The organism is Cupriavidus mimosae (assembly GCF_023952485.1).
Lineage (GTDB): Bacteria > Pseudomonadota > Gammaproteobacteria > Burkholderiales > Burkholderiaceae > Cupriavidus > Cupriavidus taiwanensis_C.
This window is the reverse complement of the sequence record NZ_JALHRY010000024.1, coordinates 13,416-33,696: the sequence shown is the minus strand read 5'-3', so window position 1 is coordinate 33,696 and position 20,281 is coordinate 13,416. Positions and strand designations below refer to the sequence as shown.

The window sequence follows — 20,281 nt, the reverse complement described above, 5'->3', positions numbered from 1 at the left end:
GGCCAAGGACGCGGCCGTACGGGCTCAGGCCAGCGCCGCTTCCATGCAGGCGCGCAGGCGCGCCTCCGCTTGTGCGTCGAAGGCACCGATGAAGACCAGCGCCGAGTCCTGGAAGCCGGCGCTCTGCGCCGGCCGCAGCCGCATCCTGCCGCCGACAAGGTGTACCTCATGCAGCCGGGCCTCGGCGTCGAGCCAGACCAGCCCCTTGGCCCGCAGCAGGCGCACCGGCAAGCTGGCCAGCGCCTGCCGCAGGCGCGCCTTGTCGAAGCGGCGCGGGGTCTGGAAGGCAACGCTGCGGATGCCGGCATGTCCGCCATCCGCGGCGCCGCGCTGCCAGCCCGATCCGTCCAGCCGCGCCGCGCTGCGGGATGCGGGCAGCGCGCCTGCATCGAGAAACACCGACAGCGGCAGTTCGCCCGAGCACGCCGTCAGCACGGTCGCGTGCGGCGCCAGGCCGGCTGCCGTGGCCGCGGCGCGCGCTACGGCTTCGGCCCCGGCCAGGTCGGCCTTGGTCAGCGCCACCACCGACGCGCCCATGACCTGCCGCCGCACCATGTCGCTGACCAGCGGATCGCACAGGCTGTCGTGCACGCCGGTCGCATCCACCGCGACCAGCACCGCATTGAGCCGGAACGCCGGGTCCAGCAGCCCGACCTGCGCGATGCGCTGCGGGTCGGAGACACCGCTGGCCTCGATCAGCAGCAGCTCCGGCCGCCGCGCCCGCGCGGCGATGGCCACCAGCGCCTCGGCCAGCCGGCCGCCGATCGAACAGCAGATGCAGCCGTTCTCCAGCTCGATCACATCGTCGCTGCGCGCGCGCACCAGCGCGGCATCGATATTGACCGCGCCGAAATCATTGACCAGCACCGCGATGCGGCACCCGTGCGCATTGGCGAGCAGGCGGTTGAGCAAGGTGGTCTTGCCGGCGCCAAGGTAGCCGCCCACCACCACCAGCGGAATCGGCGCGCGCGCGTTCATCGTGGCGGCGCCGGGAATACCCGCCCGCCCAGCACCGTGCCCCAGACCCGGACATCCTTCAGGCGTGCGGGCGCCATGGCAGTGGGGTCGTCCTCCAGCACGGCAAAGTCGGCCAGCTTGCCGGGCGCGATGCTGCCGATGCGGTGCTCCAGCTTCAGCGTATGGGCCGCGCCCATGGTGATGGCGTAGAGCGCGTCGGCCAGCGTCAGCCGTTCGGCTTCGCCCAGCACGCGACCGGAAGCGGTCTGCCGCTGCATCGCGCACCATGCCGTGAACAGCGGGTTCAGCGGCGTGATCGGCGCATCGGAATGGATCGCGAACGGGATCCCCAGCCGCCGCGCCGTGCCGGCCGGGTTCATGCGCGCCGCCCGCGCCGGCCCCACGGTCTGCTCGACGTGCGCATCGCCCCAGTAGTACAGGTGGTTGGAGAAGAAGTTGATGCACAGGCCCAGCCGCGCCGCGCGCGCCAGTTGCGTGGCGTCGGCCAGCTGGCAATGCTGCAGCGTATGGCGATGGTCCGCGCGCGGGTGGCGTGACAGCATGGCTTCGAGCACGTCCAGCACCACTTCGGTGGCCTCGTCGCCATTGGTGTGGATATGCAGCGGCAGGCCGGCCAGGTGGAACGGCGTGAAGGCGTCGGGCAACTGCTGCGGCGGGATCAGCCACAGGCCGTTGGGCTGGCCGCCGGCATAGCCCGGCGCGCGCAGGCGCGCGGTAAAGCCCTGGATCGAGCCGTCGACGATGAACTTGACCGGGCCGAAGTGCAGCTTGTCGGTGCCCGCGGCCGCGGCGGCCTGCACGCGGGCCCGCCCGCCCTGCGCATTGCGTTGCGGCGCGAACGCCGGGACGATGCGCAGCGGGAAATCCGCTTCAGCCGTGACCGCGCGCAGCGTCTCCAGCCCCCGCGGCGACAGGTCGTTGACCAGGTCAGTGGCCGTGGTCACCCCCGCCAGTTGCGCCACGCGGCCGAAGCGGCGCACCGCCCCGGCGTTCTCGGCCGCGGCCAGCGACAAGCCGCTGCCCAGCACGCGCTGGACCGGGAACATCGCCGCGAACTCCTGCAGCTCGCCGGTGGGCTGGCCCTGCGGGTCCTTGTGCACGCCGTCGATATCGGTGTCCGCGTCGATGCCGGCCTGCGCCAGCATCGCCGAATTCACGTTCATCAGATGCACGCTGGCATGCATCACCACGATCGGGCGTGTCGCCGACACGCGGTCCAGCTCGCGCACCGACAGCCGGCTGGCGCCGAAATAGATCGGGTCGAAGCCCCACGCCAGCAGCGGCGCATCGGCGTCGCGCATCTGGCTGGACGCGCTGGCGAGGCGATCGATCACCTGTTCCAGCGTACGCAGGCCCCGCCACAGCCGGCCTTCCGGATCGCGGCGGTCGAAGTAGCCGACGTAGACCGCGTCCCACATCGCGCCCTCCATCAGGTGGCAGTGGCCCTCGACCAGGCCCGGCATCAGCACCTTGTCGCGGAAGGTGTCGACCTGCGCCGCATCGGGCCAGGCGGCCATCTCGGCGCTGCCGCCGACGGCAAGGATCTTGCCGGCGCGCACCGCGACATGGGTTGCTTCGGGCCGGTCCGTCTCCATCGTCAGGATCTTGCGCGCGACAAATATCTGCGTGCGCACGGTGTCGTATGGTGTCATCGATAGAACAGGTTCAGGTCTTCAGGCCGCCTGCACGCGGTCCAGGCGGGGGGCGTATTGCACCAGCGCGGTCACCAGCAGATTCACGCCCAGGCTGATCAGGCCGAGGTTGAAGCCGCCGAAGTCGGCCTGCTGCACGTACAGCGCGATCGCCAGCAACTGTCCGGTGACGATGCCCAGCGCAATCGCCAGCGGCCGCACCTTGAGCGAGAACAGGATCACCATCACGCCGGGGAAGAACTGCGTCACGCCGTAGTAGGTGGTGTTGATCAGCGTCAGCATCAGGTTGGGCGTGGCCAGCGTCATGGCGATGGACAGCACCAGGTAGATCACGATCACCACCTTGGCGCCCTGCTTCTGGCGCGGCTCGGGCAGGCCCGGCAGCAGGTTGCGCGTGACGATGGGGCCGATCGCCAGGCAGATGCCGGCCAGCACCAGCAGGCCCGACAGCGCCGCGCCCGCCGCGACCAGGCCCAGCAGCCAGCCCGGCAGCAGCCGCACCGCCGCGGCGAAGAACGCCTCGTTGGGCGACGCCAGCTGCAGGTTCTGGCTGATGGCGTAGTACGAAGCCAGCACCAGGAACGGGTACATCAACATGTACAGCGGCATCGCCACCTGCGTGCGCCGAATGGTGTTGGCGCTCTTGGCCGTGAAGAAATTCTGCACCGCGAACGGCATCACGTAGAAGCCCAGCGCCTGGAACAGCATGGTGCTCATCGAGAAGCGCAGCTGGGTCTCGCTCATCTGGTTGCTGACCTGCAGGCTGGCGGCGTGGAACACGTCGCCGACACCGGCCTTCCAGCCCACCGCAACCCCGGTGGCGACGATTGCCACCACCATCAGGATGTCCTTGAGGATGGCGATATAGGCCGAGGCGCGCACGCCGGAAATGGCGATGTAGGTGAACGCCAGCGCCGCGGAAATCATCACCAGATACATCGGGTCGAAGTCCCAGCCCAGGCCCTTGAGCGCCGCCACCAGCCCGGTGAACTGCAACTGGCCCCACGGCAGCAGGAACAGGATCGACGAGCCGGCCACGATCAGCTCCAGCGCGCGGTTGCCATAGTGGCCCTTGAACAGGTCAGGCAGCGTGATCGCGTTGTAGCGCGCGCCGGCCTGCCAGATCTTCGGGCCCAGGAAGTAGCCGAGCGGATAGGCCAGCAGGATATAGCCGAGGAACCACACGCCATAGGTCGGCCCCTTGGCATAGATGCCGCCGGGAAAGCCCACCATGGTGCCGATGCTGTAGATCTCGCCGGCGGCCAGGAAGAACACCAGGAACGCGCCGAACTGCCGCGACGCGACGAAGAAGTCATGCATGCTCTGCGCGCCGTGGCCCTTGCCGGAGCGGATGGCGAGATAGAGCGAGAACACGATGAAGCCCAGGAATACCGCTGTGGTCATGGCCGGCTCCCCGCGTCAGGCTTCGGGCGCCGCGTCGGCGCCGTGGCGGTCGAACAGCAGCCAGCACGCCAGCATGCAGCCCGAGGTCAGCACGAACCACGCAAAGATCCAGGCGTAGATAAAGGGCACGCCGAGCACGAAGCGCTCCACCGATGCCACCCACGGCAGCATCCCGATCACGCCGATATACGGCAGGCCTAGGCCGATCAACAGCTTGAGCATGTCTGTCTCCGATGTCCGATGGACGTTGTTGCGGTCTCCCGTGCGGGCGCCGCTTTTTTGTTCCGCTCATCATAGGAAGCGCCAAGGTATGATTCAAATGCAAATGTTGAACCGCTCCCATAACCAATGCGCATGGTTTTCCGCATGGACACCCAGAAACTTCTGCATCTGCTCGCGGTGGTCGAGCACGGCACCTTTTCCGAAGCGGCCCGCGCCGTGCACCTGACCCAGCCGGCGCTGAGCCGCAGCATCCGCGCGCTCGAAGACGAGCTGAAGGCGCCGCTGTTCGACCGCGGCGCGCGCCGCGCCACGCTGACCGTGTTTGGCGAGCTGGTGGCCGAGCGCGCGCGCCGCATGCGGCTGGAAGAGCGCCAGCTGCGGCGCGACCTGGAGCTGCTGCGCGGCGGCGAGGAAGGCTCGCTCGCGATCGGCGTGGCGCCGGCGCCGGCGGCGTTGTTGCTGACGCCGTTCCTGATCCACATGGCGCAGGCCCACCCGCGCATCAAGGTCCGCACCGAGACCGGCGCCACCAGCGCATTGCTCGAGGCCCTGCGCAACGAGACCATCGACGCCATCGTCGGCGACGCCTACGTACTGCGCGCGGCCGACGACGTCGAGGTGGAGCCGCTCGGCGAACTGCCCGCGGGGCTGGTATGCCGCGCCGGGCACCCGATCCTGCGCAAGCGCCGCATCGATATCGACACCATCCGCGCCTACCCCGTCGCCACCACCACGCTCAGCACCGTGGTCAGCCGGCAGCTGGCGGAATTGTGGGGGCCCGACGCCGCGCCGGAGCGGCTCTTCACCCTGCATTGCGACAACCTCGACATGCTGCGCAGCGTGACGCTGGCGAGCGATACGCTGCTGTTCGGCGTGCTCTCGATCACGCGGCAGGAGCGCGCCGCCGGCCAGATGGCCGAAGTGCCGATGCCGCCCGATGCGCGCCGCTGCGGGCGCTACGGCATGGCGCGCATGGCGGCGCGCTCGCTGTCGCCGGCGCTGGAGGTGCTGTACCGGTTCACGCGCGAGCACTGGAAGGCGCTGTCGTCCGAAGCCGGCGGCGGCAACCGGCGCCGCTGAGCAGCGGCTGCGGTATGCTCCCCCTGATCCATTGCCCGCCATCGCCCTTGCCCCGCATGACCGAAGCCACGCCCGACCGCCCCCGCCGCATCACCATCCACGACGTCGCCCGCGCCGCCGGGGTCTCGCTGACCACGGTGTCGCATGCGCTGAACGACCGCGGCGTGCTGGACCCGGCCACGCGCGCCCGCGTCAAGCGCGTGGCCGCGGAGCTGGGCTACCGGCCCAGTGTGCGCGCGCAGCGGCTGCAGTCGGGGCGCGCCAACTGCATCGCGCTGCTGTCGTCGATGCCGTTCGCGGTGGCGGGCGGCACCTCGCGGCTGGGCTTCATGATGGAGGTGGCGGCGATCGCCGCCGAAGCGGCGATGGGGCGCGGGCTGGGCGTGGTGCTGGTGCCGCCGCTCGAAGGCGCCGGCGGGCTGCTCGATACGCTCGATATCGACGGTGCCATCGTGATCGAGCCGATTGCCGGCGACCCGCATATCGCGCGGCTGCGCGAGCGCGGCGTCAGCATCGTCTCGATCGGGCGCGAGCCGCTGACCGAGACCCCGGTGCCCTGCGTGGACCTGCAGTCGGCCGCGACCGCGCGCCTGCTGCTGGAACATCTGCACGGCCATGGGCGGCGCCAGATCGGCCTGATGATCGGCGCGGCGCCGCGGCAATCGTATGTGGAAACGGAACGCGCCTACCGCGAGTTCACGCAGGCGCTGGGGCTGCCCTGCCATGTCGTCAAGGCGGCCGAGGAACATGGCGAAGCCGCCGGCGCCGAGGCCTGCGCGCAACTGCTGGCGCAGATGCCTGGCCTGGATGCGCTGTGCGCGCCGGTGGATGCCTTCGCGGTCGGCGCCATGACGCACCTGCAAGGGCTGGGCAGGCGCGTGCCCGACGACGTGCTGGTGGTGACGCGCTACGACGGCATCCGCGCGCGCAGCGCGCAGCCGCCGCTGACCGCGGTCAACCTGCACCTGGAGCGGGTGGCGTCGCTGGCGGTGGAACTGCTGTTCGCGCACCTGTCGGGCGAGCGCGGCCGCACGGTCATCACCGGACCCAAGCCCGAACTGGTGGTCAGAGCGTCGTCGATGCCGGGGGCTTGACGGACTTTCGGGAAGCGATGTGCCGGACTTCGTAGATGCGCCGGCCCTCTCCCCCGCCCCTCTCCCGCAAGCGGGAGAGGGGCGCAAACAAGCGAGAGAGAAAGACCCTTGGGCTCGCACGCGACAACGCCATGCGAGCGCAGCGATGCACTCGGTGCCCGAGCAGCAGACCTGAGATTGGGAGTGCGCGCAGCGCAGCCGAAGGCGTCCCACCAATAGCGCCAGCAGCAGGCTGCCTACACCCTGCTGGGATCGTTCAATAGTGGGTGATCGTAGGCACCGTCCCTGACTCACGTAGCGTTAGCAGGTTCGAACGGGCACCCACGACAAACGGAAATCACCACCGCCTGAACCGCCAACGCCGCGGAATTGATTGCCAGCCGCATAGGCGACGCGTTTCTTGCATAGGCGACGCGTTTCTTGCCACGCCCGCCAAGCACGACACCTCACTCAACACCCCCCTTAACCCTCACCCCCTAACCAACACCACCACCCCCGACACCAACGCAAATCCCAACACCCCCACCCTCAACATCCTTTGATTAATCCGCCGATGCACCAGATGGCTGGCCACCATCCCCACGCCCAGCACCGGCAGCAGCCCCGCGGCATAGAACACCTGCTCCATGCCGAGCCGGCCGCCCAGCGCCAGCACCACCAGCGAAATCACCTCGCCCACCAGGAAGCACAGCGCCACGGTGGCGCGCAGCGTCGCCACCGGCGCGTGCTGGTAGGCCAGCGCCAGCGGCGGGCCGCCGACGCCGGTGGCGGTCTCGGTCACGCCGGTGATCAGGCCGGTGGAGGCAAAGGTCAGCCGCCCCGGCGTGAACGCCGGCGCCAGCAACGACACCACCGCCGCGGCAATGGTGCTGCCGCCGACCAGCGCGTTGAGCCACGCCATCGGCATCGCCACCAGCACCCACAGGCCGCCGAAGGTGCCGGCCACGCGTCCGGCGCTGATCCAGCCGGCCCCGCGCATATCGATGGCGTGGCGCTCGCGCCAGGCCACGTAAGCGTTGAGCGGCAGCATCGCCAGCAGCAGCGCGCCCGGCAGCATCGCCGGCGCGGCCAGCGCCAGCACCGGCACCACGATCAGCGCGAAGCCCATGCCTGTGGCGCCCTGGATCAGCGCGCCGGTAAAGACCGCCACGCCGACGCTGAACAGGGTCAGGTCCATGCTCATGCCGCCTCCGTGCCGGCATGGCGCGCGCGATGCACGTCGGCGGCGTCATGCAGCTTGCGGATCGGCGCGCCGGCAACGGTGTGCCCGGCCATGGCATGGATGTCGCGCATCAGCGCGCGCGCGTCCCAGTCGGTGGGCCAGCCCTGCCACAGGCGCAGGTTGCCGTCGACGAAGACCGCGCGGATCTGGTCGCGGTTGGCCAGGCGCACCAGCTCCCACGTCAGGTCCCACGACGGCGTCAGTTCCGGCACGTCCAGGTCGACCAGCAGGAAGTCGGCGCGCTTGCCGGCGGCGATCTCGCCGGTGAGCGCGCCCAGCCCGGCCACATCGGCCGCGTCGTGCGTGGCCATGTCGACCCAGCGCCAGCCCGCGCCGCAGGACGAGTCGCCCACGCCGATGCCGAAGGCAAAGCGCTGCGCGGCCTCGGCATAGTCCAGCAGGCGGAAGCCGTCGCTGCGGGTGCCGTCGGTGCCCAGGCCGAGGCGCACGCCGAAGGTGGCCATGGTCTCGGCGGGCGCCACCGCGTTGCCCTTCCAGGCGCTGGCGACGGGGTTGTAGGCCACGGCGGCGCCGCTGTCGGCCAGTAGCCGGATCTCCTGCGGCGTCACCAGCGTGGCGTGCGCGAGCAAGGCCGCCGGGCCGAGCGCGCCGATCGCCGCGAGGTGCTCGATCGGCCGGCGCCCGCACGCGTTGAGCGAGCGCTCCACCGCCACCAGATGCTCGTTGGCATGGGTCTGGAAGATGCGGCCGGACTCGGCGCACAGCTGGTAGACGTGATGCAGCATCGCGTCCGAGGCCACCTCGGGGATCGAGATCGCCAGCGACGGCGCCACCAGCGCATCGCCGGCGTAGCGGTCCAGGTGCGCGGCGGCGCGGCGCAGGATGGGCGCGGCGTCGAGCGTTTCGGCGCCGGGCTTGTCGTTGCAGATCAGGCCCAGCACGCAGCGCACGCCGGCATCGGTGACCGCGCGCGCGACCGCGTCGAGCCCGGCGTCGCTGCGCGTGCCGGCGTCGACCACGGTGGTAAAGCCGCCACGCAGCGCTTCCAGCGCCGCCAGCTTGGACGACAGGTACAGGTGCTCCGCCTTCAGGCTGCCCTCCAGCGGCACCCACACGCGCCGGAAGATCTCCGACGGCTCGCCGAACACCAGCGACTTGCCGAACGACTGCGTCAGATGGTGATGGGTGTCGATCATGCCCGGCATCAGCAGCGTGCGCGGCAGCGGCAAGGTCTCCAGGTGCGGAAAGCGCGCGGCGACGTCTTCGGCGGGGCCGACCGCGGTGAAGCGGCCGCCCTCCACCACCACCGCGTGGCCGCGCACCGCGCCCTGGCGCAGCAGGGTCCACTCGGGCAACAGGATGCGCGGGCGCTGGAAGTTTTCCGGCGCCAGCGCCGGGTTGAGGTCGCCGGGCCAGGCCGGCGTCGAGGCATAAGGTTCAGTCATTGCAATGCAGGAAGCGGGGTCAATGCGTCGCGGCGGCATCGTCGCGCGCGATCGCGCCCGTGCCAGCCGTCGCGGTCCGCAGACCCGTATGGAAAAACAGGAAGTTGAGCAGCGCCGCGGTGATGGCGCCCATCGCCACGCCATTGCCCACCAGGATGCGCAGGTTGGCCGGCAGGCCGCCATAGATGCCAGGCACCAGGATCGGCAGCAGGCCCACGGCCAGTGCCACCGCCACCACGTACATGTTGGCGTGGTCGCGCAGGTCTACCTTGCGCAGCATGTCGATGCCCATGGTGCCGACGATGCAGAACACCACCAGCCCGGTGCCGCCGACCACGGCCTCGGGAATCGCGCTGATCAGCGCCGACACCGGCACCAGCAGCCCGAACGCGACCAGGATCGCGCCCGACATCGCCGTGACAAAGTGCGAGCGCACGCCGGTGGCCCGCACGATGCCGATGTTCTCGCCGCTGGTGATGATCAGCGAGGTGCCGAACATCCCGCCCAGCAGCGAGGTCAGCGCGTCGGCGCGGATGGTGCGCGGCACGTCGCGCTGCTGTTCCACCGGCCGGCCCACGGCATCGCTGATCGCCAGGGTCTGGCCGGTGGCCTCGACCATCGAGATCACGGCGAACACCATCAGCGGGATCGCGGCCACCACGTCGAAGGTGGGCCAGCCGAACGGGAACGGCGTCGGCAACGCCAGCACCGGCGACAACGACACCTGGCCGAAGTGGAACGCGCCGGCCAGCCCAGCCACCAGCGCACCGCCCAGCAGCCCGAGCAGGATCGCCAGCTGCGCCAGCATGCCGCTCAGCCAGCGCGACGCCGCCACGGTGCAGGCGATGGTGGCAAAGGCCAGCAGCAGGTTGAGCGGATCCACGGCGCTGCCCGCGGCCGGATGGCCGGCGACCAGCTTGCCCGAGACCTGCGCCAGGTTGATCGCCACCAGCAGCAGCATGGTGCCCACCACCACCGGCGGGAAGTAGCGCAGGCAGCGCCGGAACACCGGCAGCACCAGAAAGTAGAAGACGCCGGTCAGGATCACCGCGCCGGCTGCGGTCTGCACGTCGGTCTGCTGCGCGATCAGGATGAACAGCACAATCGGCGCGCCGCCGGGCAGCATCACGAATGGCAGGCGCGCGCCGATGCCGCGCTGGCCCAGCGACTGCAGCAGCGTGCCCAGGCCGCAGATGACGAAAGTGGCACTGAGCAGCTGCACTGCCAGCGCGGGCGGGAAGTTGAGCGCCTTGCTCATCAGGAATACCGACGCGATCGGCGACGCGGCCATGACCAGTACGTGCTGAAGGCCGAAGACAAACAGGCGCCGCCATGGCAGCCGTTCATCCACCGGCGCGGGGGCGGGGTGGGACATTGCTTTGCTCCTCGTTTGGTGTGTCGGGCGTTGTGCCGCGGGCGCGGGGCCCACCGGCTGCGTCTGTGCGCAATTGGCCGCAAATATTATCGATTTCCGCTAACAAAAACGTTTTGGTAAGTGTAGGGAAACCCAATTTACGATGCAAGCGGTTTTGTCGACGAGGTAAGCCGTGGTCTTCCCCTATATCGAATAAATCGATAACGAATAGCAGCAAAACCCGTTTCACAAGTTGTTGCGGCGGCGTCAAAGTACCCGCCACAGCGCCTTGCGCGCCACAACACGCCCCCGAAGGAGACGCCCCATGCGAGACAAGAACCGTCCGGCGCAATCTGCCGACCACGACCGGCCGCTATCCAGGCGGCGCCGTTTGGTGCAGGGCGCCGGCCTGCTGGCGCTGGGCGCATCGCCGCTCGGCGCGCTGGCCGCACGCGCGACCGACGGCGTCACACTGGCCGACGGCCCGCGCCCGCTGGTGCGCTATCCGGGCAAGCGCCCGCTGGTTCGCGTGAGCACCCGGCCGCCGCACCTGGAGACGCCCTTCTCCGCCTTCAACGAGGGGCCGATCACCGCCAACGACGCCTTTTTCGTGCGCTACCACCTGGCCAACCTGCCACTGTCGGTGGACCTGGCCACCTACCGCCTCAGCGTTGGCGGCCACGTCGGCAAGCCGCTGCAGCTGTCGCTCGATGAACTGAAGCGGCTGGCGGAGCCGGTGCACGTGGTCGCGGTGAACCAGTGTTCGGGCAACAGCCGCGGCTTCTCCGAGCCGCGCGTGTTCGGCGCGCAGCTGGCCAACGGCGCGATGGGCAATGCACGCTGGACCGGCGTGCCGCTGCGCAAGGTGCTGGAGCATGCGGGCGTCAAGGCCGGCGCCAGGGTGGTGACCTTCAACGGCATGGACACGCCGGTGCTGCCGAGCACGCCGGACTTCCGCAAGTCGCTCGATATCGCTCACGCCATGAACGGCGAGCCGCTGCTGGCGTGGGGCATGAATGGCGAAGACCTGCCGCTGCTCAACGGCTACCCGCTCAAGCTGGTGGTGCCGGGCTACTTCGGCACCTACTGGATCAAGCATCTGCACGAGATCGAGGTGCTCGACCACCCGTTCGAGGGCCATGATGCGTTCTTCATGACCAAGGGCTACCGCGTGCCGGACAACGATTGCCAGTGCGTGGCTCCCGGGACGCCGGCGGCCAAGACGCGGCCGATCTCGACGCTGGCCGTGCGCAGCTTTATCACCAGTGTCGAGAGCGGCGGCAGGTTGCCGGCCGGCCGCGCCGTCGAACTGAAGGGCATTGCCTTCGACGGCGGCTCGGGCATCCGCACGGTCGAGGTGTCCGTCGACGGCGGCCAGAACTGGCAGGCCGCCAGGCTTGGCGAAGACCTGGGCCGGTTCTCCTTCCGCGCCTGGCACTTGCCGGTGAAGTTCGCGCGCAAGGGCCCGGCGGTGCTGATGGTGCGCGCCACCAGCAACAACGGCGAGACTCAGCCGGCAAAAGCCAACTGGAACCCCGCCGGCTATCGCCGCAATGTCATCGAAGCCACGCCGGTCACCATCGCCTGAGGAACGCGCCATGAAAGCAACCATCGCCCCCGCGCTGCTGGCGCTCGCCCTGCTCGGTGCCGGCCATGCCGGCGCCGCGCCGCAGGAGATCAAGCTGCCGGCGGAGAACGTCAAGCTCAAGCCGGCAAAACTCCCCGGCTACGGCATCGCCACGCAGAAATGCGCGATCTGCCATTCGGCCGACTACGTCTCGTACCAGCCGCCCGGGCTGACGCTGGCGCAGTGGACCGCCGAGATGAAGAAGATGCAGCAGGCCTACGGCGCGCCGATCGACGACGCCGAGGTCGAGCAACTCGCTGCCTACCTGGCGGTGGCCTACGGCTCGGCGAAAATCAAGGATCCGGAGATCGTGGCGATCGCCCACAAGGCCGGCAAGCCGGCGGCCCCGGAAGCAGCGCCGGCGTCCACTGCAACGACAGTGGACGTGCAGGGCCTGCTGGCGAAGAACGCCTGCCTGAGCTGCCACGGCGTGACGCAGAAGATCGTCGGCCCCGCCTATCACGAGGTTGCGGTCCGCTACAAGGGCGACCCGCAGGCGCAAGCCAGGCTGGAAGCCAGCATCCGCGGCGGCAGCAGCGGCAAGTGGGGCGCGGTGCCGATGCCGCCGTTCGCCGGCCTGAAGCCCGAGGAAGTGAAGGCCCTGGCGGCCTACGTCCGCCAGCAATAGGCTCGACCGCACTGCCCTGACTGCAAGGCGCCCCGGCTGGTCCGGGGCGCCTTGCATTTCGGTCTTGCATGTTCCGGCTGGCCTCTTATACTTAGCCGCATGGCTAACCATTATGCCGAGTTTGCAGACGTGTCCCAGGCTGTCGATCCTGCCCCGCTGTCCGGCGTGTTCTACGCGCTGGCGGACCCGACCCGCCGCGCCATCGTCAGCACCCTCGGGCGCGGGCCCGAAACGGTTTCGGCGCTGGCGGCGCCGTTCGCGATGGCACTGCCCTCGTTCATGAAGCACCTGCAGGTGCTGGAGCGCAGCGGCCTGATCCGCTCGCGCAAGACGGGGCGCGTGCGCACCTGCGAGCTGGTGCCGCAACCGCTGTCCGACGCGCAGCAATGGCTGGCCGACCAGCGCGCCCTGTGGGAGGCCCGTACCGACCGCCTGGCGGCTTTTGTCGAAGCCCTTCATCAAGAGGAACAGTCCCATGACGAATGAAAACGCCGCCGGCCCGGAAAGCCACGACCTGGTCATCTCGCGCCTGCTCAAGGCCCCGCGCGCCAAGGTCTGGCGCGCCTGGAGCGATCCGCAGCTGCTCAAGCAATGGTGGTGCCCCAGGCCCTGGACCACCGAGGTCCGCGCCTTCGACATGCGTCCCGGCGGCGCCTTCCATACCTTCATGCAGGGCCCCGATGGCGGCACCAGCGACAACCCCGGCTGCTTTCTCGAGATCGTGCCGATGGAGAAGATCGTCTCCACCTCGGCGCTGGTCGCGGGGTACCGGCCCGGCACGCCGTGGCTGTCGATGACCGCGGTCATCACCATGGCCGACGAGGGCGACGGCACCCGCTACATCGCGCGCGTGATGCATCCGGACGAGGCTACGCGCAAGCAGCATGAGGAGATGGGGTTTTATGAGGGCTGGGGAATCTGCATTACGCAGCTTGAGGAATTTGCGCAGCAGTTGAAGTAACCGGCATTGCTCGGGCCGCTTGCACGCTGCGGGTTTTCTCCTCTCTCCCGCTTGCGGGAGAGGGGAGCCTATACAAGCGGCGGCGCCTTTCGTTAACTCTCCCGGTTGCTATGCGCTCACCCTTCAAAACCGGTGCCGCACCCCCACGCTCACCGACTTCGCATCATCCCCGCTCCCGGGATCGATCACGATGCTGTTGTTGCTGACACTGCCGCCGGCGCTGTTGTGCACCAGCACCGCGCGCACGTAGGCCGTGGTGCGCTTGCTCAGGTCGTGGTCCCAGCCCAGCGTGACTGCCAGCGGCCGCTGGCCGCCGCCGAGGATCTGGCGCTTGAGCGCGGCGGCCTTGAAGGTGTCGCGCGGGGTCACGGCCCAGCTGAAGGTCACGCCGTAGTGGCGCGCCGAGCGGGTCTCGGGCCGGTCGCTGCTGGCCGCGCTGAACAGCAGCCCGATCTCCACCGGCTTGAAGCGGTACGAGCCGCCGACGAAATGGTTCGACGTCAGCGTCGGCTCCACCGGCACGTTGGCGCCCGAATACATCCCCTGGTAGCTGTAGAACGCATAGGCGTTGCCCGCCTCCCAGGTCGCGTTCATGCCGAAGTTAAGCCCGGAACGCGGCGACCCTGGCACCTCGCCTGGCGCCACCGCGGCGCCGAAGCCGAAGCCGCCCCACTTGGGCGAGAAGTATTGCACCGCGTTGTCGAAGCGCGCGCCGTAGGCCACATGTCCGGTGCCTTGCGATGCGGTCGCGCTCAGCAGGTTGAACGGCGACACCGCGCCATTCAGCAGGAACGGGTCCAGCCGCAGCAGCGCATAGAACGACGGCGTGTACTGCCGCCCCAGCCGGACCTCGCCCCAGCCGCCTGACAGGCCCAGGTAGGCCTGCCGCCCGAACAGCCGGTTGTTGCCGAAGAACTCCGTGCCGGTGTCGATATTGAAGCCCGACTCGACCAGGAAGTTGGCCTTGAGCCCGCCGCCGAGGTCTTCGATGCCGCGGATGCCCCAGCGCGACGCGGCCTGCTGGCCTTCGCGCATGCGCACCACGCTGTCCGAGCCCTTGGCGTATTCGATCGATGCATCCACCACGCCGAACAACTGCATGGTGCCGGCCGCGGCATTGCCCGCGGCCAGGGCCAGGCCCATCGCCATCCACTGTGTTGCCTTCACGCTCTCTGTCTCCCGTCCTCGTTGTTGTGTTGTGTGTCTGCCCTACTTCGCCTGCAGCCCTGCCACCTTCACCACCTCGCCCCATGCCGCCAGGTCGGCGCTGAGCAGCTTGCCCAGGTCCGCGGGGCTCGACGGCGCGGCCGGCTGCAGGTTCATCGCGGCGAATCTGGCGCGGTCGGCCGGGGTCTGCAGGATGCGGTTGACCTCGGCGTTGAGCCGCTCGACGATGGGTGCGGGCATGCCCCTGGGACCGAAGATCGCGACCCAGCTGGCCTGCTGGAACGGCACGCCCTGCTGCGACATGGTGGGCACGTCCGGCGCAGTCAGCAGGCGCGCCGGCCCGGACACCGCGATGCCGCGGATGCGGCCGGACTTCAGGTGCGGCACCGAAGAGATGGCATCGGTAATGCCGATGGTGACGTGGCCAGCGGCCAGGTCGTTGCTGCACTGGGTGGCGGTCTTGTACGGAATGTGGCGCAGATGGATGCCGGCCTTCGCCTTCAGGTATTCCATGGCCAGGTGGCCGCCGGAGCCGACGCCCCACGAGCAATAGGCCAGCTCCGTCTTGCTGCTCTTGGCATAGGCGATCAGTTCCCGCAGGTTGTGCACCGGCACCTCGGCGCTGACCGCCAGCAGGTTGCCGCCGGGCTGGCTGGGCCGCGCGATCGGCGTGAAGTCCCTGACCGGGTCGTACGGCAGCGACGGCGTGGTCCACGGGTTCACCGTCATGGTCGCGGCATAGGTGAACAGCAGCGTGTAGCCGTCGGGCGCGGCGCGCGCCACGGTCTCGCTGGCGATGATGCCGTTGGCGCCGGGACGGTTGTCGACCACCACTGGCTGCTTCAGCCCCGCGGTCAGGCGCTCGGCTACCAGCCGCGCGGTCTGGTCGGTCACGGTGCCCGCGCCCGACGGCAGCACCATGCGGATCGGCTTGCTGGGATAAGGTGTCTCGGCGTGCGCGCTGGCGGCGCCCGCCAGGATCAGCGCCGCGGCCAGGGCCGTGCGCGTGGCGCGCGCCCGTCGGGCGCCATTGTGCTGGCTGCTCATATTGCTGTCTCCGTTGCGGCGCATTGGCCGCGCATGCCGGTACGTTGCCGGCGTGTCGTCAGCGGGCGCGCCGGCTGGCCCGGGCGCCCGCGCTGAACGGCTCAGGCCTGCGCCTGCGCCGCGTGATCCAGTGCCGCCAGCCGCTCGTAGTGCCAGTCGGCATCGCCGAACAGGTTGGCGTGCGCCGCCAGGCGCTTGTAGCAGTGGCCGACTTCCACCTCGTCGGTCATGCCCACGGCGCCGTGCAGCTGCACCGCGTCTTCGCCCAGCGCGCGCCCGGCATCCGAGACAAAGGCCTTGGCGTGGGAGACCGCGCGCATGCGCGCGACCGGATCGCGCTGCAGCGCCTCGGCCGCGGCTTCGGTGATGGCACGCGCCTGCTCCACGCTGACATAGAGGTCCACCAGCCGGTGCCGGATCACCTGGCTGGCGGTCAGCGGCCGGCCGAACTGCTCGCGCGCCGCCAGGTAGTCGCGGGTCAGGTCGAACGCGCGCGACATGGTGCCGACGGCCTCCGCGCAGGCCATCACGGTGGCGCGGTCGATGGCGGCCTCCACCATCGGCCAGGCGCCGTCGCGCGCGCCGATGCGCGCGCTGTCCGGCACCACGGCGCGGCGCAGCGTCACGCTGGCGGTCTGGCGGCCGTCGTAGGTCGGCAGCGCGTCGACGCTCACGCCGCGCGTATCGGCCGGCACCGCGAACAGGGTCAGGCCATGGCGCTCGCGGCGCTGGCCGCCGGTGCGCGCCAGCACCAGCAGCAGGCCGGCGCTGCCGCCGCCCAGCACCAGCGTCTTGCGGCCGTCCAGGCTCCATTGCCCCGGGGCGTGGGCCTGCGCGGTGGTGCTGATATCGAACGCGTCATAGCGCCCCTGCGTTTCCCAGGCGGCCAGCGCCAGCATGACGCCGCCTTCGGCCATCGCCGCCGCGGCGGCCGCATGGGCGGGATCGCCGCAGGCAGCCAGCAGCGGCGCGCACAGCGCGGCATTGGCCAGCCACGGCTCGGCGGGCTGGGCGCGGCCCAGTTCCTCGGCAAGCTGGGCCTGGTCGGTGGCGTCGCCCAGGCCGCCGCAGGCTTGCGGCAAACCCAGCGCCAGCCAGCCCATCTCGGCAAACGCCCGCCAGTGCGTACGCGAGAAGCCATCGGGCTCGGCCAGCGCGGCGCGGCGCTGCTCGAAGCCGTAGCCGCGTTCGACATAGCGCCGCACGCTGTCGCGCAGCATGCGGCGATCGTCCGTTGCATCGCTCATCTGTTCGTGTCCTTATGCAGAGGTTGCAGCCACCATGGCCGCGCTACAGGCCCAGCACCTGCTTGGCCAGCAGCTCGTGCTGGATCTCGCTGGAGCCGCCGGCGATGGTGTAGCCGCGCGTGACGAAGCGGCGCGCCGACGCCGCGGCGGCGTAGGCGGAGCGCCCCGGTTCCGGCGCGGCGGGCTCGAAATGCGCGGCGCGGTCGTAGGCCAGCGTGTCGGGGCCCAGCGCGTCGACCGCCAGGTTCTCGATGTCCTGGATCAGCCGGCTGCCCAGCAGCTTGAGCATGCCGGTCTCGGGCCCCAGCGCCTGGCCCGCGCGCGCCTGCCGGCGAAAGCGCAGCACGGTGGCCGCCAGCGCCTCGAGCCGTACCTCCAGCGCACGTAGCCGGCGCGCGAACCACGGCCGCTGCAGCAGCGGCTGGCCGCCCTCTTCCAGCTCCGCGCCGATGGCGCGCACCTTGGCCAGGCGGCGGCGGTTCTCGGCCACGCGCGCCAGGTTCAGCCGCTCGTGCTCGAGCAGCGACTTGGCGATGGCCCAGCCGGCGTTCTCGTCGCCGACGCGGTTTGCCACCGGCACTTCCACCTCGTCGAAGAACACCTGGTTGAACAGGTGCCAGCCGTGGATGCCGACCAGCGGCCGCACGCTCACGCCGTGGCTGCGCATGTCGATCAGCAGGAAGCTGATGCCCTGCTGCGCGCGCGCCGCGGTATCGGTGCGCACCAGGCAGAAGATCCAGTCGGCGTACTGCGCGTACGAGGTCCAGATCTTGCTGCCGCTGACCACGTAGACCTCGCTGCCGTCGGCCCGGGTCCTGCGCACCGCGCGCGTCTTCAGCGAAGCCAGGTCCGAGCCGGCGTTGGGCTCGGAATAGCCCTGGCACCACCAGTGCTCCTGGTTCAGCATGCGCGGCAGGAAATACTGCTGCTGCGCCGGCGTGCCGTAGCGGATCAGGATCGGCCCGATCATCTCGAGGCTGATGCCGCCGCTCTCGGGCGCGTGCGCCAGCACCAGCTCTTCCTGGAACACGGCGCGGCGCTCCGCGCTCCAGTCGCAGCCCTGCCAGGCCGCCGGCCAATGCGGCACCAGCCAGCCGCGCCCGGCCAGCCGGTGCTGCCAGTCGACCAGCTCCTGCTTGCTGAGTTCCAGCCCGAGGCGGACTTTCTCGCGCACGGCATCGGGCAGCGCGCGCGCGACGAACGCGCGCACCTCGTCGCGAAAGGCCTGCAACGAGGCCTCGTCGTCGTGGATAAGGGAATCGGTCATGGTGTCTGCCTTCTAAGCGTTCTTGTCGCGCGCAACCGAGGCCGCGCGCATGCCGCACTTGATCGCGGCCACGCCTTCGGCCGGAAAACCGCCGATGGTGGCCGCCAGCCCGCGCGCGCGGTCCAGCACCTGGATGTCGTCGACCATCTCGGTGGCGATGCCCAGGCGCAGCAGCTCCGGCGCGGGCACGCGGTCGCCCAGCAGGCACAGGCGCGCGGCCACGGCTTCGGTGTGGCGCAGCGCCAGCCACTCGGCATTGCGCGGCGCGGCCATGCCCAGGCGGATCTCGCCGATCTGCAGGAAGGCGCCGGCGCCGCACACCAGCAGGTCGCCGGCGAGCGCCAGCGCCGCGCCGCCGTTGATGGCATGGCGCTCGAGCGCCACCACCCAGGCCTTGCGGCTGTGCCGCAGGCCCTGGTGCACGCGCTCCCACACCGGCGCGAACGCCGCCAGCCCGCCGGCTTCGGCCTGCAGCGCCTGCAGGTCCAGGCCGGAACAGAAGCCGCCGTCGGCGCCGCGCAGCAGCACCGCGCGCACGCTGTCGTCGGCGGCAAGGGTCTCGATCGCGTCGCCCAGCGCGCGCGCCAGCGCCATGTCGATGGCGTTGCGGCGCGCCGGGCGGTTCAGCACCAGCTCGGCCCAGCCGGCGTGACGCTGCAGCAGGACGGCAGGCTGCGGCGCGTTCATGCTGCCTCCTGCTGGGCGGGTTCCACGCCGATGTTGCCGGCACGGGCCATGGCGTCGATCTCGGCGGCGCCGTAGCCCAGTTCCGCCAGCACCTCGGCGGTATGCTGGCCAAGCCGCGGCACCGCAGGGAGTCCGCCGGCGGGCAGGCCGGCCATGGTGAAGGGCAGCCCGGGCAGCTCCAGCCGGCCGCCTTCGCCGTCGTCGACGGGCCGCAGGATGCCGCTGGCAAGCACGTCGGCGCTGGCCTTGACCTGGTGGTAGTCGCGCACCACGCCCACCACCACCTGGTACCGCTCCAGCAGCGCGCGCGCGGCATCGCCGCTCAGGTGGCGCAGCGCGTCGTGCAGGATGGCCAGCAGCGCGGCGCGGTGCTGCACCCGCAGGGCATTGCTGGCAAAGCGTGCGTCATGCGCCAGCGCGGGCTGGCCGATGGCCTGGCACAGGCGCGCCCAGTGTTCGTCCAGATAGGCCGACAGCACGATATGGCCGTCGGCCACCGCGATCACGTCGGCGGCCGGCGCGGCCTTGGGCTGGCTGTTGCCGCTGCGCACGGGCAGCGCGCCGGAGCACTGGTACTCGGCCCACAGCTGGGCCTGCAGCTGCACCCCCACCGACAGCAGCGAGGTCTCGATGGTCTCGCCGGCGCCGGTGCGCACGCGCCGGAACAGCGCCGCCAGGATGGCATTGCCGGCCGCCAGCGCGGTGGCCGCGTCGATCAGCGCGAAGCCGGCCTTGAGCGGCTGCCCGCCGGCCTCGCCGGTGACCGACATCATGCCGCTCTCCGCCTGCGCGGCGATATCCAGCCCGGGCCGCGTGCGCGACGGCCCGCGCGTGCCGAAGCCGCTGATCGAGGCGTGGATCAGGCCGGGCCGCGCGGCGCGCAGCGTGGCGGCGTCCAGCCCCAGCGCTTCCATCACGCCGGCGCGGGTGTTGTGCAGCACCACGTCGCTGGCCAGCGCCAGCCGGCGCGCCGCATCGAGCCCGCCGCGCGTGCGCAGGTCCAGCGCGATGCCGCGCTTGCCGCGGTTGTAGGCCAGGAACATCGGGCTTTGCGGGCTGGTGCTGTCGAAGCGCCGCGCGCTGTCGCCGCGCAGCGCCTCGACCTTGACCACGTCCGCGCCCAGGTCGGCCAGCATCATGGCCGCGCCCGGCGCCGCGATGAACTGCCCGAACTCCGCCACGCGTATGCCTGCCAGCGGCAGGTCTTGCCGGATTGCCGTGCTCGCCATGCGGTTCTC

Annotated in this window: 19 protein-coding genes; 6 read left to right on the top strand and 13 right to left on the bottom strand. The window is 70.4% G+C overall.

Annotated elements, in window-relative coordinates; genetic code table 11:
• Positions 1–24: 24 nt before the first annotated feature.
• The 4 genes from MKD50_RS28195 to MKD50_RS28180 are packed head-to-tail and all read right to left on the bottom strand — an operon-like array spanning position 25 to position 4,256.
• Entirely contained in the window at positions 25–978 is a 954-nt protein-coding gene (locus tag MKD50_RS28195; RefSeq protein WP_252669680.1) for a CobW family GTP-binding protein, read from the bottom strand.
• Positions 975–2,630, bottom strand: a complete 1,656-nt coding sequence (locus tag MKD50_RS28190; RefSeq protein WP_252669678.1) for an amidohydrolase — start codon at positions 2,628–2,630, stop codon at positions 975–977. The genes MKD50_RS28195 and MKD50_RS28190 overlap by 4 nt, the downstream gene beginning before the upstream one ends.
• Positions 2,631–2,651: 21 nt before the next feature.
• Positions 2,652–4,034 (bottom strand): sodium:solute symporter family protein, encoded by a 1,383-nt coding sequence (locus tag MKD50_RS28185; RefSeq protein WP_252669676.1) that lies wholly within the window; start codon positions 4,032–4,034, stop codon positions 2,652–2,654.
• 15 nt (positions 4,035–4,049) lie between these two features.
• Positions 4,050–4,256 (bottom strand): DUF3311 domain-containing protein, encoded by a 207-nt coding sequence (locus MKD50_RS28180; protein WP_062802732.1) that lies wholly within the window; start codon positions 4,254–4,256, stop codon positions 4,050–4,052.
• Positions 4,257–4,400: 144 nt separating this feature from the next.
• Between MKD50_RS28180 and MKD50_RS28175 the strand changes: the two genes are divergently transcribed.
• Positions 4,401–5,336, top strand: a complete 936-nt coding sequence (locus MKD50_RS28175; RefSeq protein ID WP_115702449.1) for a LysR family transcriptional regulator — start codon at positions 4,401–4,403, stop codon at positions 5,334–5,336.
• Positions 5,337–5,392: 56 nt separating this feature from the next.
• Positions 5,393–6,430 carry a LacI family DNA-binding transcriptional regulator gene (locus MKD50_RS28170; RefSeq protein WP_240072106.1) on the top strand — a complete coding sequence of 346 codons (1,038 nt, stop codon included), beginning with the start codon at positions 5,393–5,395 and terminating at the stop codon, positions 6,428–6,430.
• 469 nt (positions 6,431–6,899) lie between these two features.
• Here MKD50_RS28170 and MKD50_RS28165 read toward each other — a convergent pair whose 3' ends face one another.
• From MKD50_RS28165 to MKD50_RS28155, 3 genes are read right to left on the bottom strand one after another with little or no spacing between them, the layout of a single operon-like run.
• A complete protein-coding gene (locus MKD50_RS28165) occupies positions 6,900–7,607 on the bottom strand; it encodes a sulfite exporter TauE/SafE family protein (protein WP_115700019.1) in 708 nt (235 codons plus the stop codon).
• Positions 7,608–7,609: 2 nt separating this feature from the next.
• Positions 7,610–9,058: an amidohydrolase family protein gene (locus tag MKD50_RS28160; protein ID WP_252669674.1), complete on the bottom strand. Its 1,449-nt coding sequence runs from the start codon at positions 9,056–9,058 to the stop codon at positions 7,610–7,612.
• Between the two features lie 19 nt (positions 9,059–9,077).
• Entirely contained in the window at positions 9,078–10,433 is a 1,356-nt protein-coding gene (locus tag MKD50_RS28155; protein WP_252669672.1) for a uracil-xanthine permease family protein, read from the bottom strand.
• Positions 10,434–10,737: 304 nt separating this feature from the next.
• On the opposite strand from MKD50_RS28155, the gene sorA reads away from it, so the two are divergent.
• From sorA to MKD50_RS28135, 4 genes are all read left to right on the top strand, one after another.
• Positions 10,738–12,000: a SorA family sulfite dehydrogenase catalytic subunit gene (sorA, locus tag MKD50_RS28150; protein ID WP_115700016.1), complete on the top strand. Its 1,263-nt coding sequence runs from the start codon at positions 10,738–10,740 to the stop codon at positions 11,998–12,000.
• Between the two features lie 10 nt (positions 12,001–12,010).
• Positions 12,011–12,667: a SorB family sulfite dehydrogenase c-type cytochrome subunit gene (sorB, locus tag MKD50_RS28145; RefSeq protein ID WP_252669670.1), complete on the top strand. Its 657-nt coding sequence runs from the start codon at positions 12,011–12,013 to the stop codon at positions 12,665–12,667.
• Positions 12,668–12,766: 99 nt separating this feature from the next.
• Positions 12,767–13,153, top strand: coding sequence for an ArsR/SmtB family transcription factor (locus MKD50_RS28140; protein WP_115700014.1), 387 nt, complete (start codon positions 12,767–12,769; stop codon positions 13,151–13,153).
• A complete protein-coding gene (locus tag MKD50_RS28135; protein WP_252669668.1) occupies positions 13,143–13,628 on the top strand; it encodes an SRPBCC family protein in 486 nt (161 codons plus the stop codon). Before MKD50_RS28140 ends, MKD50_RS28135 begins: the two co-directional genes overlap by 11 nt.
• A 123-nt stretch (positions 13,629–13,751) precedes the next feature.
• Here the strand turns inward: MKD50_RS28135 and MKD50_RS28130 are convergent, their stop codons facing one another.
• The 6 genes from MKD50_RS28130 to MKD50_RS28105 form a co-directional block, all read right to left on the bottom strand.
• Entirely contained in the window at positions 13,752–14,777 is a 1,026-nt protein-coding gene (locus MKD50_RS28130) for a porin (protein ID WP_252669692.1), read from the bottom strand.
• 60 nt (positions 14,778–14,837) lie between these two features.
• Positions 14,838–15,842 (bottom strand): Bug family tripartite tricarboxylate transporter substrate binding protein, encoded by a 1,005-nt coding sequence (locus MKD50_RS28125; protein ID WP_252669666.1) that lies wholly within the window; start codon positions 15,840–15,842, stop codon positions 14,838–14,840.
• Positions 15,843–15,943: 101 nt separating this feature from the next.
• Complete coding sequence (locus tag MKD50_RS28120) at positions 15,944–17,089, bottom strand: acyl-CoA dehydrogenase family protein (protein WP_252669664.1); 1,146 nt, start codon at positions 17,087–17,089, stop codon at positions 15,944–15,946.
• Between the two features lie 43 nt (positions 17,090–17,132).
• Positions 17,133–18,356 (bottom strand): acyl-CoA dehydrogenase family protein, encoded by a 1,224-nt coding sequence (locus MKD50_RS28115; protein ID WP_252669663.1) that lies wholly within the window; start codon positions 18,354–18,356, stop codon positions 17,133–17,135.
• A gap of 12 nt (positions 18,357–18,368) precedes the next feature.
• Positions 18,369–19,043, bottom strand: a complete 675-nt coding sequence (locus MKD50_RS28110) for an enoyl-CoA hydratase/isomerase family protein (RefSeq protein ID WP_252669661.1) — start codon at positions 19,041–19,043, stop codon at positions 18,369–18,371.
• Positions 19,040–20,272 carry a CaiB/BaiF CoA transferase family protein gene (locus MKD50_RS28105; protein ID WP_252669659.1) on the bottom strand — a complete coding sequence of 411 codons (1,233 nt, stop codon included), beginning with the start codon at positions 20,270–20,272 and terminating at the stop codon, positions 19,040–19,042. The genes MKD50_RS28110 and MKD50_RS28105 overlap by 4 nt, the downstream gene beginning before the upstream one ends.
• Positions 20,273–20,281 lie beyond the last annotated feature (9 nt).

Bases quoted from the DNA above. Each gene is read 5' to 3' on its own strand.
- MKD50_RS28195 (WP_252669680.1), bottom strand. From the start codon at position 978: ATGAACGCGCGCGCGCCGATTCCGCTGGTGGTGGTGGGCGGCTACCTT.
- MKD50_RS28190 (WP_252669678.1), bottom strand. From the start codon at position 2,630: ATGACACCATACGACACCGTGCGCACGCAGATATTTGTCGCGCGCAAG.
- MKD50_RS28185 (WP_252669676.1), bottom strand. From the start codon at position 4,034: ATGACCACAGCGGTATTCCTGGGCTTCATCGTGTTCTCGCTCTATCTC.
- MKD50_RS28180 (WP_062802732.1), bottom strand. From the start codon at position 4,256: ATGCTCAAGCTGTTGATCGGCCTAGGCCTGCCGTATATCGGCGTGATC.
- MKD50_RS28175 (WP_115702449.1), top strand. From the start codon at position 4,401: ATGGACACCCAGAAACTTCTGCATCTGCTCGCGGTGGTCGAGCACGGC.
- MKD50_RS28170 (WP_240072106.1), top strand. From the start codon at position 5,393: ATGACCGAAGCCACGCCCGACCGCCCCCGCCGCATCACCATCCACGAC.
- MKD50_RS28165 (WP_115700019.1), bottom strand. From the start codon at position 7,607: ATGGACCTGACCCTGTTCAGCGTCGGCGTGGCGGTCTTTACCGGCGCG.
- MKD50_RS28160 (WP_252669674.1), bottom strand. From the start codon at position 9,058: ATGACTGAACCTTATGCCTCGACGCCGGCCTGGCCCGGCGACCTCAAC.
- MKD50_RS28155 (WP_252669672.1), bottom strand. From the start codon at position 10,433: ATGTCCCACCCCGCCCCCGCGCCGGTGGATGAACGGCTGCCATGGCGG.
- sorA (WP_115700016.1), top strand. From the start codon at position 10,738: ATGCGAGACAAGAACCGTCCGGCGCAATCTGCCGACCACGACCGGCCG.
- sorB (WP_252669670.1), top strand. From the start codon at position 12,011: ATGAAAGCAACCATCGCCCCCGCGCTGCTGGCGCTCGCCCTGCTCGGT.
- MKD50_RS28140 (WP_115700014.1), top strand. From the start codon at position 12,767: ATGGCTAACCATTATGCCGAGTTTGCAGACGTGTCCCAGGCTGTCGAT.
- MKD50_RS28135 (WP_252669668.1), top strand. From the start codon at position 13,143: ATGACGAATGAAAACGCCGCCGGCCCGGAAAGCCACGACCTGGTCATC.
- MKD50_RS28130 (WP_252669692.1), bottom strand. From the start codon at position 14,777: ATGGCGATGGGCCTGGCCCTGGCCGCGGGCAATGCCGCGGCCGGCACC.
- MKD50_RS28125 (WP_252669666.1), bottom strand. From the start codon at position 15,842: ATGAGCAGCCAGCACAATGGCGCCCGACGGGCGCGCGCCACGCGCACG.
- MKD50_RS28120 (WP_252669664.1), bottom strand. From the start codon at position 17,089: ATGAGCGATGCAACGGACGATCGCCGCATGCTGCGCGACAGCGTGCGG.
- MKD50_RS28115 (WP_252669663.1), bottom strand. From the start codon at position 18,356: ATGACCGATTCCCTTATCCACGACGACGAGGCCTCGTTGCAGGCCTTT.
- MKD50_RS28110 (WP_252669661.1), bottom strand. From the start codon at position 19,043: ATGAACGCGCCGCAGCCTGCCGTCCTGCTGCAGCGTCACGCCGGCTGG.
- MKD50_RS28105 (WP_252669659.1), bottom strand. From the start codon at position 20,272: ATGGCGAGCACGGCAATCCGGCAAGACCTGCCGCTGGCAGGCATACGC.